11 protein-coding genes are annotated in these 14,689 nt (G+C 52.9%); 4 read left to right on the top strand and 7 right to left on the bottom strand.

The features are described 5' to 3' along the window. Window positions 1–373: 373 nt before the first annotated feature. The 7 genes from BMW41_RS04390 to gap all read right to left on the bottom strand — a co-directional run bounded on the left by BMW41_RS04390 (window position 374) and on the right by gap (window position 9,019). Entirely contained in the window at window positions 374–1,312 is a 939-nt protein-coding gene (locus BMW41_RS04390; protein ID WP_074649026.1) for a GerMN domain-containing protein, read from the bottom strand. Window positions 1,313–1,459: 147 nt separating this feature from the next. Then, on the bottom strand, window positions 1,460–2,974 hold the full coding sequence (locus BMW41_RS04395; protein ID WP_038288303.1) for a sensor histidine kinase: 1,515 nt from the start codon (window positions 2,972–2,974) through the stop codon (window positions 1,460–1,462). Between the two features lie 14 nt (window positions 2,975–2,988). Further along, window positions 2,989–3,861, bottom strand: coding sequence for a DegV family protein (locus BMW41_RS04400; RefSeq protein WP_074649027.1), 873 nt, complete (start codon window positions 3,859–3,861; stop codon window positions 2,989–2,991). A 316-nt stretch (window positions 3,862–4,177) separates the two neighbouring features. Then, window positions 4,178–5,719 carry a 2,3-bisphosphoglycerate-independent phosphoglycerate mutase gene (gpmI, locus tag BMW41_RS04405; RefSeq protein WP_074649028.1) on the bottom strand — a complete coding sequence of 514 codons (1,542 nt, stop codon included), beginning with the start codon at window positions 5,717–5,719 and terminating at the stop codon, window positions 4,178–4,180. Between the two features lie 149 nt (window positions 5,720–5,868). Further along, entirely contained in the window at window positions 5,869–6,621 is a 753-nt protein-coding gene (gene tpiA, locus BMW41_RS04410; protein ID WP_031473003.1) for a triose-phosphate isomerase, read from the bottom strand. 40 nt (window positions 6,622–6,661) lie between these two features. Next, window positions 6,662–7,879, bottom strand: a complete 1,218-nt coding sequence (locus BMW41_RS04415) for a phosphoglycerate kinase (RefSeq protein ID WP_074649029.1) — start codon at window positions 7,877–7,879, stop codon at window positions 6,662–6,664. 111 nt (window positions 7,880–7,990) lie between these two features. Next, on the bottom strand, window positions 7,991–9,019 hold the full coding sequence (gene gap, locus BMW41_RS04420; RefSeq protein WP_031472999.1) for a type I glyceraldehyde-3-phosphate dehydrogenase: 1,029 nt from the start codon (window positions 9,017–9,019) through the stop codon (window positions 7,991–7,993). A gap of 278 nt (window positions 9,020–9,297) precedes the next feature. On the opposite strand from gap, the gene BMW41_RS04425 reads away from it, so the two are divergent. The 4 genes from BMW41_RS04425 to BMW41_RS04440 all read left to right on the top strand — a co-directional run bounded on the left by BMW41_RS04425 (window position 9,298) and on the right by BMW41_RS04440 (window position 14,650). After that, on the top strand, window positions 9,298–10,917 hold the full coding sequence (locus BMW41_RS04425; RefSeq protein WP_074649030.1) for a sensor histidine kinase: 1,620 nt from the start codon (window positions 9,298–9,300) through the stop codon (window positions 10,915–10,917). A gap of 68 nt (window positions 10,918–10,985) precedes the next feature. Beyond that, window positions 10,986–11,672 (top strand): response regulator, encoded by a 687-nt coding sequence (locus tag BMW41_RS04430; protein ID WP_074649031.1) that lies wholly within the window; start codon window positions 10,986–10,988, stop codon window positions 11,670–11,672. 362 nt (window positions 11,673–12,034) lie between these two features. Further along, window positions 12,035–13,282, top strand: coding sequence for a sodium/glutamate symporter (locus tag BMW41_RS04435; RefSeq protein WP_031472989.1), 1,248 nt, complete (start codon window positions 12,035–12,037; stop codon window positions 13,280–13,282). Window positions 13,283–13,570: 288 nt separating this feature from the next. Continuing rightward, window positions 13,571–14,650, top strand: coding sequence for a TAXI family TRAP transporter solute-binding subunit (locus tag BMW41_RS04440; RefSeq protein WP_083378780.1), 1,080 nt, complete (start codon window positions 13,571–13,573; stop codon window positions 14,648–14,650). Window positions 14,651–14,689: the final 39 nt, after the last annotated feature.

Below are 14,689 nucleotides of genomic sequence, written 5' to 3' on the forward strand. Positions count from 1 at the left end.
TTTCCTCTCCAGTCTTTTATGTCAGATGCCTCTCTCCGATGCTTTCTGTCATTGTCATGGCCCGTATGACTGTCCTGATGACATTTACCGGATCGGTTCGCCTGTTCTGTCCCAATCCCGAAATGTCTCCTCAAATACATCCAAACGATTGTAAAAAACAAAAATACCGGCAGCACCAGAGCCGCTTTCCGCCCCGATACTGCCGGTATGATGTCTGTCTGACCGCATATGACCTCTCCAAGTACAAATGCCGCTGTCATCCGGACAAGTGGTCTTTTGATGGTCGTTTCCTCCCGATCCTTTTCTGATGATTATCCGTTATTTACCTGTTTCTTTTCCGCTTCGCTCCGGCGCTCTCCTGCCGGATCCCCGGTCACTTCTGCACATACTCATCATTTCTCGTGAACGGTTCTGCAAAACTGATCGAGTGATACGTGACGTCCGCCGATCCGCCAACCATGATCTGCACCTTCGTGACCGTTTTCAGCTCCGTGAGAGAATTCACCAGCGCGTAGACCGGAATATAGTCCGCCGCATTCAGTGTGCTGTTCAGAAATGCGGAATCCAGATTGACATAACAGGTTCCGTTTGTCACCGTGACATTCAGAACTTTCAAGTCCCGCGGAAGCACATCGCCGTTTCCGTTCTCCGAACCGGCCAGAAGCTGGTCAACCACCAGTCTTGCCTGGGATGTTCCGGTGTTGTGCACGGCATCCCGCTCTTCCTGCACCAGCTGCGTTCCGTCGCTGTTCGCAAAATACAGCTTCAGCGTAACTCTCTCATACGAGTTGACGTTGGTGATGCTGTCCACAAAATCCGACGCCGAAAAAGCGCCGACGGCATTGCCGCTCCGGTCCTGCAGCGGCTGACCGTCACAGCTCACCAGAACGTAATCGATCCCCTCCACCGCCGTCAGCGTTTTGGCGAGAGCCACGCGGCACAGCACTTCCCTGGACGGATCCATGGAATTATATCGCTTATTGAAATCCACGCTCAGAACGCCTTTTTCCATCGACGCGGAAGAAACGCTGACGCCGTCCTGAAAGACCGGCTGCATGCCTCCATCTTCCTGTACCGCAAACATCTGCTCCAGCAGATCCGCCGCGACTTTCTCCGTCGTGTCGGCGTCCGTGTGAAACCGCTTTCTGGTCAGTTCCGCCCCGCTGGACTCCAGATACCAGACATAATAATCGCCTGCGCCGGGTTCCTCTTCTTTCCTGCCGGATGTGCATCCGGACAGAAGAATCATGAGTATCGCAAGCGTCAGAGCAAAGAACATTCTCCAAACCGGTTTTCCTCTCTGTCTGTTCATGTCTGTCCTCCCTATCCCGTCAGGTGATCTTCCCCGAAATCGTCCCGGGTTATCATTTGACTCTTCCGTGAGCAGAGCCTTGCTGTCGCACGACTCTGTGCACCTTCGTACACCGTGTGTAACTCTGTACTTCTCCCGCAAATCCCGTCAGGGAATGTAATTCAGCGGAATGCGGACCGTAAATGTCGTCCCTTTTCCTTCTTCACTCTGCAGACGGATTGCGCCCCGGTGAAGCACCACGATATTCTTCGTGATCGCAAGGCCCAGTCCCGTTCCGCCGCTCTCCCTCGATCTCGCCTTGTCCACACGGTAGAACCGCTCAAAGACATGATCCTGGTATTCCTTTGGAATGCCGATTCCGTTGTCGATCACACGCACATAGAAGTACCGGTGATCCGCATCCAGCGTCACATGCACCCAGCCTTCCTCGCGGTTATATTTGATCGCATTCTCCACCAGATTCATGATGGCAAGGGAAAGTTTCACCTCATCGATGTCTGCCTTCACCTCTCGAATGCTCTCATAGGCCAGCTCGATGTTCTTTGCCTTTGCCAGAGGCCGGAGCCTCTTCAGAATCTCTTCAATCATCGCATTGATCGAGACGGAGCGCATGTTCATATCCGGGTTGGACCGGTCCATGCGCACGAGTGTCAGAAGATCCTCGATGATCTGGCTCTCACGGTCAATTTCCTGGGAAATGTCCTCCATAAACTCCTGATAGAGTTCAACCGGCGGATTCTCCATCGTCATCAGGGAATCCGCCAGAACCCGGATGGATGTGATCGGCGTTTTCAGCTCGTGCGACACATTGGATACAAACTCCTGCCTTGACTCATCGATCGCCTTCAGCTGATTGATGGTCCGACTGACAGTGTCACTGATATCCGAGGTCTCCGCATAGGTATCCTCGTCGATCTCCTGACTCAGGTTTCCGTCCGCTGCGGTATCCAGCTGATCCTGCAGTCTACGGAAAGGCCGCAGAAGAAGCGATGCCAGCAGGACATCCACGAAGAAAAAGGCAAGCATCAGCAGAAGCTGGAGAAGCCCCGTGCTTCCGGAAATCTTCCCCCGAACCAGTCCGATGGATTCCGTCGATACAATCAGAATCATGACGCCGTCCGCCGTCTTGCCCCCCGCCGGATCATCTCCGTTTCCCTTGGCCGCGCCGGAACCATTGCCGCCGGTTCCGTCCGCCAGTGCATTTTCCCGGCTCATCACCGGATAAACCACATAATAGAATCCGTTGTCATCATCAATATGGGTGACCGGCGTTCCGTCAAATGCCTTCAGCACCTCGCGGACCACAATCGTCTTTCCGCCGGAAAGGCCGAAGGTGTCCTCCATGATCTTGTAGTTCGCATCCACCAGAACGATTCTTCCGCCCAACACATCCGCCGTCGTCTCAATCTCCGTCTTGAGAGAGGTGATCCGCGACGTGTTCTGAAGTCCGGTAAAAAACTCCGCCTGGGCAAGTTCATTGGCAAGAATCGTACAGCGGTTCTGCGCGTCATTGATGGCCTGGCTGGTCATCGCTTTCCGGTTATAAATCGCCAGCACTCTCGCCTGAATCATCAACGGAATGGCTGTAACAAAAAGAAAGCAGAGTATCAGCGGAATCCTCATACTGACTCTGCCCAATACCTGCTTTCCCATGATTTTCATTGTTTTCCTCCGGTTCAGTCGAATTTGAATCGTTTTGATACCGCTACGGCAAGAGAACCCGGTCCGATATGGACGGCAATACTCAGCGGAAGCGGGTCAATGTAGATTTCCTGTCCCGGGAAGAGCTCTGCGAATTCGTCCCGGAAGATCTGGATTTCCTCATCATTCATCGTGTGCGCCATGGCCAGATGAAGGCCGGTACCGTCCGGTGAGCCGAAACGGTTCTCACAGTCATGCTGAATGGCCTGGAGCATCAGTTTCTTTCCCTGCTTGATGGTTCTCGCCTTCGCAAATGCATCCAGCTTATCGCCCTGAATCTGAAGAACCGGTTTCAGCCGAAGCAGCGTTCCGAGTGCGGCTGCCGCCGGTGTGATTCGTCCGCCCTTGCGCAGATACTTCAGAGTATCCAGCATAATATAGATCGAAGAATCCTTTCCCGTCTCTTCCAGAAACTTCGCAATCCGCTCCGCTTCCCAGCCGGCCGCAACAGCAGCCTTTGCATCCATAACCGACCGTCGCTGGGTAACCGAGATACGGTGATTGTCCACCACAAACACGGCACCGTTGTAATCCTGAGCCAACATTCTCGCGGTCTGCACCGATCCGGTCAGTCCGCTGGACATCGGAATGTGAATGATCTTATCGTAGGTTTCGAGAAGCTTATCCCAAAGCTGTGTAACCGATTCCGGAGACGGCTGAGACGTCGTGATATCCGCCCCGTTTTCCATCATCCGATAGAATTCTTCCTGCGACAGATTCACATTTTCAAAGTATTCCTTCCCGTCGATCAGCACCGGCATCGGAAGAACAAACACGCCCAGTTCTTTTCCCTGCTCCTGTGTAATCCCGCTGTTAGAGTCTGTGACTACTGCTATCTTTTCAGACATATATCTATCTCCTGTGTTTTTATCTCTATTCACGCTGATTGTTCATTTTACTATGATTCCGGACAGGATTCAAGATGATGCTCTGTAACTTTCTGTCGGTATGCGGTTGGTCGGTGCCAAAGGATACTTTTGGGATCCCCTCGTACTCCGGCTCATTCACAGGGAATTCCGGAGAAATCCCGATGACATGGAGAAGGCGGTCTGCACTCCCGAATCTCTCCGGCAGAGGCAGACCGCTCCATGTTTTTTCAAATCTTTATGCTTTATGTCCGGCAACGCTGTTTTCCCCGCCGGACCCCGCTATCGTTTCTGCCCTTTACTTTACGATCAGGGACTCACCCGTCATCTCGGCCGGTTTCTCCTCACCCATCATCTCGATCAGCGTCGGGATAATGTCGCAGAGACGTCCGCCCTCGCGGAGTTTCCAGCCCGGCTCGGCATTGACCATGATAAACGGCACCGGATTGGTGGTATGTGCCGTCCACGGCTTTCCGGTATCCGGATCCACCATCTGCTCGGCATTTCCGTGATCCGCGCAGATAAACGCCTGACCGCCGACTTCGCGGATGGCATCGATCGCTTTGCCCACACAGCTGTCCACGCACTCAATGGCGCTGATGGCCGCACTCTCCACGCCGGTATGTCCGACCATATCCGGATTCGCGAAATTGCACACGATCACGTCGTATTTGCCCGAGCGGATCGCCGCGCAGAGTTTTTCGCAGACTTCCGGTGCGCTCATCTGCGGCTTCAGATCGTACGTCGGAACTTCCTTCGGAGACGGAACCAGAATCCGGTCCTCGCCCTCGTTCGGCTCCTCGATGCCGCCGTTGAAGAAGAAGGTGACATGCGCGTACTTCTCGGTTTCCGCGATGCGAAGCTGCTTCATGCCCTTTCCGGCAAGCCACTCACCGAAGGTATTCGTCAGAATTTCCTTGCGGAACGCCACTCTCTTGTTCGGAATGGTACCGTCGTAATCAGTAAAGCAAACAAAGGTGAGATCGAGGCGTTTTCCCCTGTCAAAGCCGTCGAAAGTGTCGTCACAGAAAATGTGGGTGAGTTCGCGGGCCCGGTCCGGACGGAAGTTGAAGAAAATCACCGAATCCCCGTCTTTCACCACGGCAGTCGGCTCCCCGTCCTTCTCCACATAAAACGGAACCACAAATTCATCGTTCACGCCCTGATCATAGGATGCCTGAACTCCGGCCTGCGCTCCGGATGCCTTCGGTCCCTCGGCCGCGGTCATGACGCGGTACGCCTTTTCCTCGCGGTCCCAGTTCTTATCGCGGTCCATCGCGTAATAACGGCCGGCTACGGAAGCTATCTCTCCGACACCGATCTCCTTCATCTTCTCTTCCAGCTCCGCGATGAAGCCCCTTCCGGAGGTCGGCGGAGTGTCGCGTCCGTCCAGGAAGCAGTGAACATAAACTTTATACAGTCCCGCTTTCTTTGCCAGTTCCAGAAGTCCGTACAGATGGGTGTTATGGCTGTGAACACCGCCGTCCGACAGAAGACCGCACAGATGCAGCGCACTGTCGTTCTTTCTGCAGTTCTCCACTGCGGCAAGCAGATCCTCATTCAGGAAGAAATCGCCGTCTTCGATGGATTTCGTAATTCTGGTCAGTTCCTGATAGACGATTCTTCCGGCGCCCATATTCATATGACCGACCTCGGAGTTTCCCATCTGTCCGTCCGGAAGACCGACCGCCAGGCCGCTGGCATATCCGCGGACATACGGATACTCCTTCTTCAGTGAATCCATAACCGGAGTCTTTGCCTCACAGATGGCATTATGCTCGCAGCCGTCGGTGTCGCCGTATCCGTCAAGAATCATCAGAAGTGTTGGCTTTTTGCTCATAATTTATCCTCCAAACCCAAGCAGACAGGCCTGTCTGCCTGTCTGTCTGAGCCGTCAATCAAAGTTTGAAAACGTCCCTTCAAACTTCTGTCTTTCTACATAAAATCCTCTAAAGAAGCAATGATCAACTCCGCGTTTTCTTAAAATCATTACTTATTGTAGTTAACGATCTCGGCAAACTCTGCCTTCAGAGATGCGCCGCCGATCAGTCCGCCGTCGATATTCGGCTTTGCCAGAAGCTCTTTGCAGTTTCCGCCGTTCATGGAGCCGCCGTACTGGATACGGATCTTCTCCGCCGTGTCGGTATCGTAGATCTCCGCGATGCACTCACGGATCGCACGGCATACTTCCTCTGCCTGATCGGCCGTTGCAGTCTTGCCGGTTCCGATAGCCCAGATCGGCTCATACGCGATGACCATACCGGAAGCCTGTTCTTTGGTTACGCCCTGAAGATCGGATTTGATCTGAAGACGGATCCAGTCCAGGGTCACGCCGGACTCTCTCTGCTCCAGAGACTCGCCGCAGCAGAGAATCGGGGTCAGGCCGTGTTCGAATGCCTTTAACACCTTCTTGTTCAAGAACGCATCATCCTCTTTGAAATACTCTCTTCTCTCGGAATGACCGATGATAACCCACTTGGCGCCGGCATCCACAATCATGTCCGGAGCGATCTCTCCGGTATATGCGCCCTTCTCCTCAATGTACATGTTCTCTGCGCCGACCTCAACATTGGATCCCTTCACCGCCTCAACGACCGGGACAATGTCGATTGCCGGAACGCAGTATACGACATCGGTATCCGCATCCTTAACCAGCGGTGCAAGCAGAGCGCAGAGCTCTCTTGCCTCGCTCGGGGTCTTATTCATTTTCCAGTTTCCTGCAATAATCTTACGTCTTGCCATGGCTTTTCTCCTTCATGTCTTCGTGACTTCCGTCTTGTTTTCAGCGATCGTTTGCCGCCGCAACGCCCGGAAGCTCTTTTCCTTCCAGGAATTCCAGGGAAGCGCCGCCGCCGGTGGAAATGTGACTCATCTGATCGCCGTAGCCAAGCTGATTGACTGCCGCTGCAGAATCACCGCCGCCGATGATGGTGGTCGCGTCGGTATCGGCCAGCGCCTTTGCTACCGCCTTGGTGCCTTCCGCAAGAACCGGATTCTCAAATACGCCCATCGGTCCGTTCCAGACAACCGTCTTCGCGTTCTTTACGGCATCCGCATACATCTCTCTTGTCTTCGGGCCGATATCCATTCCCATGCGGTCTGCCGGGATCTTGTCGACATCGACGGTCTGTGTCTCGATGGCAGCGTCGTCGATCGGATCCGGGAAGTGATCGGTTGTCACGGCATCTACCGGAAGAAGAAGCTTCTTGCCGAGTTTCTCCGCCTTCTCAATCATTTCTTTGCAATACTCCACCTTGGAATCATCACAGAGGGATGTTCCGATCTCATATCCCTGTGCCTTCGCAAAGGTGTATGCCATACCGCCGCCGATGATCAGCGTATCGCACTTCTCCAGAAGATTTGCGATTACGTTCAGCTTGTCGGCAACCTTTGCGCCGCCGAGGATGGCAACAAACGGGCGAACCGGATTCTCCACCGCATTGCCGAGGAATTCGATCTCCTTCTGCATCAGATAACCCACAACGGAGGTCTTGACAAACTGTGTCACGCCGACATTGGAACAATGTGCCCTGTGTGCGGTTCCGAAGGCATCATTGACAAATACGTCGCAGATGGAGGCAAGATCTTTGGAAAATGCCTCACCATTCTTGGTCTCTTCCGCTCTGTAGCGGGTGTTCTCCAGAAGGATGACTTCACCGTCTTTCATCGCCTCTACAGCTGCTCTTGCATTTGCGCCGACCACCTCCGGATCAGCTGCAAACCGGACCTCCTGTCCGAGAAGCTCGGAGAGTCTTTTTGCAACCGGAGCCAGCGTCTTGGACGGCTTGTCCTCTTCGGTCTTCACTTTTCCGAGATGCGAGCAGAGGATGACCTTTCCGCCGTCCGCGATCAGCTTTTTGATCGTCGGAAGCGCTGCGACAAGGCGGTTCTCATCGGTGATCTTTCCGTCCTTCAGCGGAACATTGAAATCACAGCGGCAGAGAACTCTCTGACCTTTTACGTTGATATCGTCCACGGATTTCTTATTTAATGCTGCCATAACTTGTACTCCTTCTCTATTTCCTATGAAATAAGAAAAAGGTCCGGGGCCCCTAAAAGGCACCGGACCTCGTTTCATCATCTATTCAAGCCGATTGCCCGAAACCGCTGATCAGCAGTTCTCAGCGAAATACTTGATGGTGCGAACCATCTGGCTTGTGTAGGAATTCTCGTTGTCGTACCAGGAAACAACCTCAACCTGTGTCTTTCCATCCGGAAGCGGGCTTACCATGGTCTGGGTAGCATCGAACAGGGAACCGAATCTCATGCCGATGATATCGCTGGAAACGATCTCTTCCTCATTATATCCGAAGGATTCGGTAGCCTCAGCCTTCATCTGGGCATTGACCTCTTCCTTGGTAACAGTCTTGTTGACAACGGCGAACAGAAGTGTTGTGGAACCGGTCGGGGTCGGAACACGCTGTGCAGCGCCGATGAGTTTGCCGTTCAGTTCCGGAATAACAAGGCCGATTGCCTTTGCAGCGCCGGTGCTGTTCGGAACGATGTTAACCGCGCCTGCTCTGGATCTTCTCAGATCGCCTTTTCTCTGCGGTCCGTCGAGGATCATCTGATCACCGGTGTATGCGTGAATGGTGCACATGATACCGGACTCGATGGGAGCAAGGTCGTTCAGAGCCTTTGCCATCGGAGCAAGGCAGTTGGTTGTGCAGGATGCCGCGGAGATAATCTTGTCATCCTTTGTCAGAGTCTTGTGGTTTACATTGTATACGATGGTCGGAAGATCGTTGCCTGCCGGAGCGGAAATAACAACTTTCTTCGCACCTGCATTGATATGAGCCTGCGCTTTTGCCTTGGATGTGTAGAATCCGGAGCACTCCAGAACAACATCGACATCAAGCTCACCCCACGGGCAGTTGTTTGCATCCGGCTCCTTGTAGATCTTGATGGTCTTTCCCTTTACGGTGATGGTTCCAGCCTCATCATCTGCCGTAATCTCATTCTCATGGCCAATCTCGATATAACGGCCCTGGGAAGAGTCATACTTTAAAAGGTGTGCAAGCATGTGAGGAGTTGTAAGATCGTTGATCGCCACAACTTCATATCCCTCAGCTCCAAACATCTGTCTGAAAGCAAGACGGCCGATACGGCCAAAACCATTAATCGCAACTCTAACTGCCATGTTTTAATCCTCCTGATCGATAGAACGAATTTGTTTATGTTTTAACAATCTGCAATTATTATATACACGTACTCAAAAAAATACAAGAGCAATCGGATTTTTTTTGCTGAATTGTTAGATTGCACGGGCGTCCGCTATCTACTATACTAACATTATCTGTACCAAGAAAGCAATTTTTTTTATAAATACAATGCATTTTCTATGGAACCCGTTTCATTTCTTTGTGCAAACTGTTAAAATTCGCTCCTTAAAACGCTTGTAACGGAGGCTATATAAATATGAAGCGACTCTTTACACCGTCCAATGAGCTGGAGAAATTGATCTGCCGGCTTTTTCTTGCCTTTTCCGCTCTTCTAGCCGGAATCTCCCTCGTCATTGCCCTGTTCTATGCGCTCCACCAGCAGCGGGCATATATGGACCGGATGATCGCCGGCTCCTCCACCTGGATGGCCGAACTCCCCCAGACCCGGCAGATGATCCGAAACGGTTATCCGGAGAGTTCCACCACGGAAATGCTGGATCTGTTCGTCGCCAGCATTCCCGACGTGACCGGCGCCGTCATTTACAACACCAACGGTGTCCGCTTTTACAACACGAGCCGCGATGCGGACGGTGAAACCTATCTGGACGGCGATGAGATCCCGATTCTTCACGGAGCCGCCCCCTACATCACCACAGGCTACGGCACTCTCGGCGCACAGCGCCGTTCCTTCCACGCGGTCACCGATGAAAGCGGAAAACAGATCGGCTTTGTCATGCTGGCGGTTTCTCAGGCGAGAATTTCCGCCGCGAACCGCGATATTGTCTACCTGCACCTGTTTTTCTTCGTCATCATGATCGTTTTCTGTCTGATCATGACCGCCATCGTCATCCGAAGGATCCGTCATACCCTCCGGGGAAATGACCCGGACGAGCTGATCCGAAGTTACACCAACCAGGACGCGGCGCTGAATTCGCTGGCAGAGGGACTTCTCTCGGTGGATGCCTCCGGAACGGTCACATTCTCCAACCGGGAAGCGGGCGCCATGCTCTCCGCGGACGGCGAAGAGCTCCGAAACCGCAGTATCTTTGATCTCTTTCCGGACTCCTCCTTTTCGCGGATCGTCCGCGGCGGGCAGCCGGTTCTCCACAAACCCGCCCAGATCTCCGGCAGAAGACTTCTGATCAGTGAAGTACCGATGGAGTACCACGGCATCGCAAACCGCTCCAAAGGCGGCATGCTCGTCATCCTGCAGGACCAGACCGAAACACTCCGGCTGTCGGATGAACTCTCGGGCGCACGGAGCATGATGGACACGATGCGTGCATTCAACCACGAATATCTGAATAAGCTTCACATCATTCTCGGTTATCTCCAGACCGGCGACATCGACAGCGCCAAACAGTTCATCATCAACTCGAATCTTGTCACCAGTCAGGCAATCCGCGAGACCGCGAACAATCTGCGCATCTCCCGCCTGTGCGCTCTGGTGGTCGGGAAAATGATGCATGCCGCCGAACTCGGCATCACCCTAAAGCTGGTTCCCGGTTCTTCCGCCGCGGAGAACAATCTTCTGATCCCGGAAAGTGACTTGTGCACCATCGTCGGGAATCTTCTGGAAAATGCCATCGATGAACTGAAAAAATATGATTTTCCGGTCAGGGAAATCAATCTCGGCATCTTCTTCGAGCACGACTGCAATATCATCTCCTGCGAAGACACGGGATCCGGCATTGACCCGAAGATCCGTGAGCGGATGTTCGAACAGGGAGTGACCACGAAGGGAATCGGCCACGGAACCGGTCTTCATCTGGTTCATGATATCGCCGCCAACCACCGGGGAACCATCGAAGTGGAATCGGAGCAGGGCGAGGGAACCTGTTTTACCGTTACGTTTGCCAGACAGAATAACGAATGAACCGGTCTTGCCGGCAGACCGCCCGGAATGTACAATGTGAATAAGGATTAAGGAGGAACTGCTGACCTATGTTCAACGTGATTATTATAGAAGACGATCCGATGGTCGCTGCCATCGACAGACAATATGTGGAAATGACCGCCGGTTTTCGTGTGACCGGCATGTTTGACGGCGGAATCAGCGCACTGAAGGGCGCCGATTTTGATCACACCGATCTGATCATCCTGGATTATTTCATGCCGGAGATGAACGGAGACGAGTTCATCAACCAGCTTCACCGGACAGGATGGTCACCGGCCATCATCATGGTCACCTCGGCCAATGACACCGAGACCGTAACCTCTCTCTTCCGTCACGGTGTGGTGGACTATCTGGTCAAACCGTTCGAGTATGAGCGTTTCCGCTCCGCTCTCGAGCGTTTCTCGGCTCGCATGAATGTCCTGTCCGGCACTTCCGGAACCGTCAGTCAGTCCGATATCGACCGTCTGATCTCTCCGTCATCCTCCGGGGAACCGGGGAAAAACACCCTCGCCAAGGGGCTCAACGCCCCTACCCTGAATCTGATCCGCAGTTTTCTGAAAAAACATCCGGAGGACAGCTTTACCAGCGAACAGATCTCCAAAGAGGTAAATCTCTCCCGCATCACCGTGCGGCGCTACGTCAACCACATGCTGGAAATCGGCGAGCTCACCAGCACCATCGACTACCAGACCGGCGGACGTCCGGGTATTCATTACAAGTATTGCAAAGTCTGAAGATAAACTTTCCGGCTTTGCTTTACGCAGAGCATCGGACAGAACCTGCCAGGCACGTTGCGGCCCGCCGGAGGCTCATCCCGGCCGAAAAGTTTATCCGCCCGAACCGGCACGGCAAAAACGACACAAAAAGAAGCAGTCAGACTTGTTTTTTCGACATTCCGCCGAAGAACACAAGCCGGCTGCTTGTTTTATTTTGAAATATTATCCTATTTTTTGATGATATTCTGAAGTTTTTTGTATTTACATTACTTACTTAAATATTTACAAACTTACATAAATTGAACTGCTGTATCTGCTTTTATACAATGATTCCTGTACAAGAGATAACCAAGGAATGGTTAAATAGAAGGAGGTACAAAATGGAACTCATCATGAAGTATTTCGGTACTTTTAAGGCGGGCGAAAATGGGGCGCTCAATACCTTTAAGTTCGAATACCTGACTACTCTGGGACTGGCTGCCATCGTTATTTTCCTTGGCCGCTACATCGTCGCTCACTCGAAAGCGCTGAGAAAATACGCGATCCCGGCACCGGTTGTTTCCGGTATCATTTTCTCCGTCATCGTTTCCGCCATCAAGGGCGCGGGAATCATCGGACTTTCCTTTGACACAACCGTCATGAAGGATCTCTGCCAGAACCTCTTCTTTATGTGTGTCGGTTACGGCTTCTCCACTTCCCTTGTTTCCAAGGCGGGCGGAAAACTCGTTTTCATGATCGCTGTTGCAGCCTGCCTGCTCATCACACTGCAGGATATCGTCGGCGTCGTTGTCGGCGGAGCAGTCGGCCTGAACCCGCTCCTGGCACTCCAGTGTTCTTCCGCGGCAATGTCCGGCGGCGTCGGTACCGCTTCTGCTTTCGGACCGATCTTTGAGGCAAAGGGCATCGCCGATGCAACCACTGTCGGTGTCGCTGCAGGTACCTGCGGAAACATCATGGGTTCTCTCATCGGCGGACCGGTCGCTGCATTCCTCATCCGCCGTCACGGACTGAAGGCAGACCCGAACGATCAGCCGCAGATCGAGGAAGTAAGCTCTGTGAATCCGCTGAACAACACCAGAATGACCGTTGCTCTGGCAAGAGCTCTTCTCATCGCAGCGCTCGGTATGCCGATCTACGTGCTTCTGGATAACATCCCGATGATCGAGATGCCGAAATTCATCGGCTGCCTCTTCGCCGGCGCAATCGCCAGAAATATCATCGAGGCAACCGGCAGCGAGACATATGCTCCGGAATTTGACGCCATCGAGCACATGTTCCTGGAACTCTACCTTGCACTGGTTCTGATGACCATCGATATCACAAAGCTTGCCCCGGTAGCCGGACAGATGGGCGTTGTTCTTCTGGCTCAGGCAATCCTGATGGCTCTGTTCGGTCTCTTCGTTTCCTTCAACATGTTCGGCCGCGATTACGGCGCTGCGATCATGACCGGCGGAAACTGCGGATGGGGCTGCGGTTCCGGTCCGAACTCCGTTGCAAATGAAAAGGCTCTGATGGATGAGTACGGCTGGCACACCGTTGCATGGGTTCTCTATCCGTCCTGGGCGGTTATCGTAGATGATATCTACAATCCGATCTTCCTTTCCGTATTCTCCAACTTCGTTGGATGATCGCTTCCGGATATTATTCCGGACAAAAAGGAAATTACGGAAAGAAAAAAGCTGAATTCCCCCTTTTGAAAAGACCTGTCCGATCATTCATTGTTGGACAGGCCTTTTTGTGATATAATTTCTTACAATATTCTACCGGAAGATCATTTTTTCGAAATCTGCCGGTCCGGACGATACCGGTGCGCAAATGTCACCGCAATACGGACAGGAATCAACATTCTTCAACACCTTCGTCATCCGGATCTATCCGGCGGTATATCCGCCAAACAATCTGCAAGGAGGAGCATCATGCACAGAGAGATTATACGAAAGCAGAGCGAATCGCCTGCCCGTCTGCAGGCATTCTTTCAAACCTGTCTTCGCACGGTATTCCTCGCTTCTGTGCCGGTCATCATGCTCTCGCTTTCCGCCTGTTCCGGTTCCGGAATGGGGGCGGCATCATCCAATGCATCGCTGAATGACGATATCCCCGCTCCGGCCGCTTCTCCGGTCGTTCTCACCATCGGAACAGCAGACACCGGCGGAAGCATGTATCCGGCCGGCAACGCCATCGCCAAAGCGCTTGAGAACAACGACAGCAATCTGAAAATCAACGTTTCCGCATCCAGCGGTTCGGTCACCAATGTCACCGATCTCGTCAAAAACCGGTTTGACATGGCTCTTGTCAGCGGTGACACCGCCTATGACGCCTTTCAGGATCTTCCGCCGTTTTCCGGAAAAGATACGAAGGACATCCGGGTACTCGGAGCCGTCTACTCCAGTATGTCCAACTGGATTGCCCCCAAAAGTTCCGGCATTACCTTTGTCCATGATCTGAAAGATCAGATCATCGCAAACGGACCGGCGAGCTCTTCCACGGACCGCAACGGCCGCATTGTTCTGGAAACCCTCGGCATTGATTCTGACAACCGGATTCTCAATACCGGTTTCGGTGATACCCTGAGCCGACTTTCAAAGTCAGAAGTCACCGCAGTCCACGGCTTTGCCGGCATCCCGATTGCAAGTCTCACTGAGACAGCAGAAAAAATGGACATCCGTCTTCTGATGTTCCGCCATGACGAACTGCAAAAAATTCTCTCAAAGAATCCGGCCTATCATCTCACGACGATTCCGGCAGGCACCTACCGCGGACAGACGGATGCCATCGCAACCTTCGGCATCAAGTGTCTTCTGTGCGTCAGCGCATCCATGGATGATGAAACCGCTGAGAAGATCACGCAAACGCTGATCCGCTCTTCCGGCGACCTCTCCAAAACAATTCCGGTTCTCGGCGAGTTAAGCAACCCGGAGTTCCTCTGCACGGATCTTCCGATCCCGCTTCATCCGGGCGCGAAAAAAGCCTACCGGGAAGCAGGACTTTTAAAATAAAGAAATCCCGCCTTATTCCTTTGGTATTCATTACCGTTT

Source organism: [Clostridium] aminophilum (assembly GCF_900101295.1).
Taxonomy (GTDB): Bacteria; Bacillota; Clostridia; order Lachnospirales; family Lachnospiraceae; genus Clostridium_R; species Clostridium_R aminophilum_A.

What these genes read in the sequence shown, in the direction of transcription:
- BMW41_RS04390 (WP_074649026.1), bottom strand. Translation starts at nt 1,312, where the DNA reads ATGAACAGACAGAGAGGAAAACCGGTTTGGAGAATGTTCTTTGCTCTG.
- BMW41_RS04395 (WP_038288303.1), bottom strand. Translation starts at nt 2,974, where the DNA reads ATGAAAATCATGGGAAAGCAGGTATTGGGCAGAGTCAGTATGAGGATT.
- BMW41_RS04400 (WP_074649027.1), bottom strand. Translation starts at nt 3,861, where the DNA reads ATGTCTGAAAAGATAGCAGTAGTCACAGACTCTAACAGCGGGATTACA.
- gpmI (WP_074649028.1), bottom strand. Translation starts at nt 5,719, where the DNA reads ATGAGCAAAAAGCCAACACTTCTGATGATTCTTGACGGATACGGCGAC.
- tpiA (WP_031473003.1), bottom strand. Translation starts at nt 6,621, where the DNA reads ATGGCAAGACGTAAGATTATTGCAGGAAACTGGAAAATGAATAAGACC.
- BMW41_RS04415 (WP_074649029.1), bottom strand. Translation starts at nt 7,879, where the DNA reads ATGGCAGCATTAAATAAGAAATCCGTGGACGATATCAACGTAAAAGGT.
- gap (WP_031472999.1), bottom strand. Translation starts at nt 9,019, where the DNA reads ATGGCAGTTAGAGTTGCGATTAATGGTTTTGGCCGTATCGGCCGTCTT.
- BMW41_RS04425 (WP_074649030.1), top strand. Translation starts at nt 9,298, where the DNA reads ATGAAGCGACTCTTTACACCGTCCAATGAGCTGGAGAAATTGATCTGC.
- BMW41_RS04430 (WP_074649031.1), top strand. Translation starts at nt 10,986, where the DNA reads ATGTTCAACGTGATTATTATAGAAGACGATCCGATGGTCGCTGCCATC.
- BMW41_RS04435 (WP_031472989.1), top strand. Translation starts at nt 12,035, where the DNA reads ATGGAACTCATCATGAAGTATTTCGGTACTTTTAAGGCGGGCGAAAAT.
- BMW41_RS04440 (WP_083378780.1), top strand. Translation starts at nt 13,571, where the DNA reads ATGCACAGAGAGATTATACGAAAGCAGAGCGAATCGCCTGCCCGTCTG.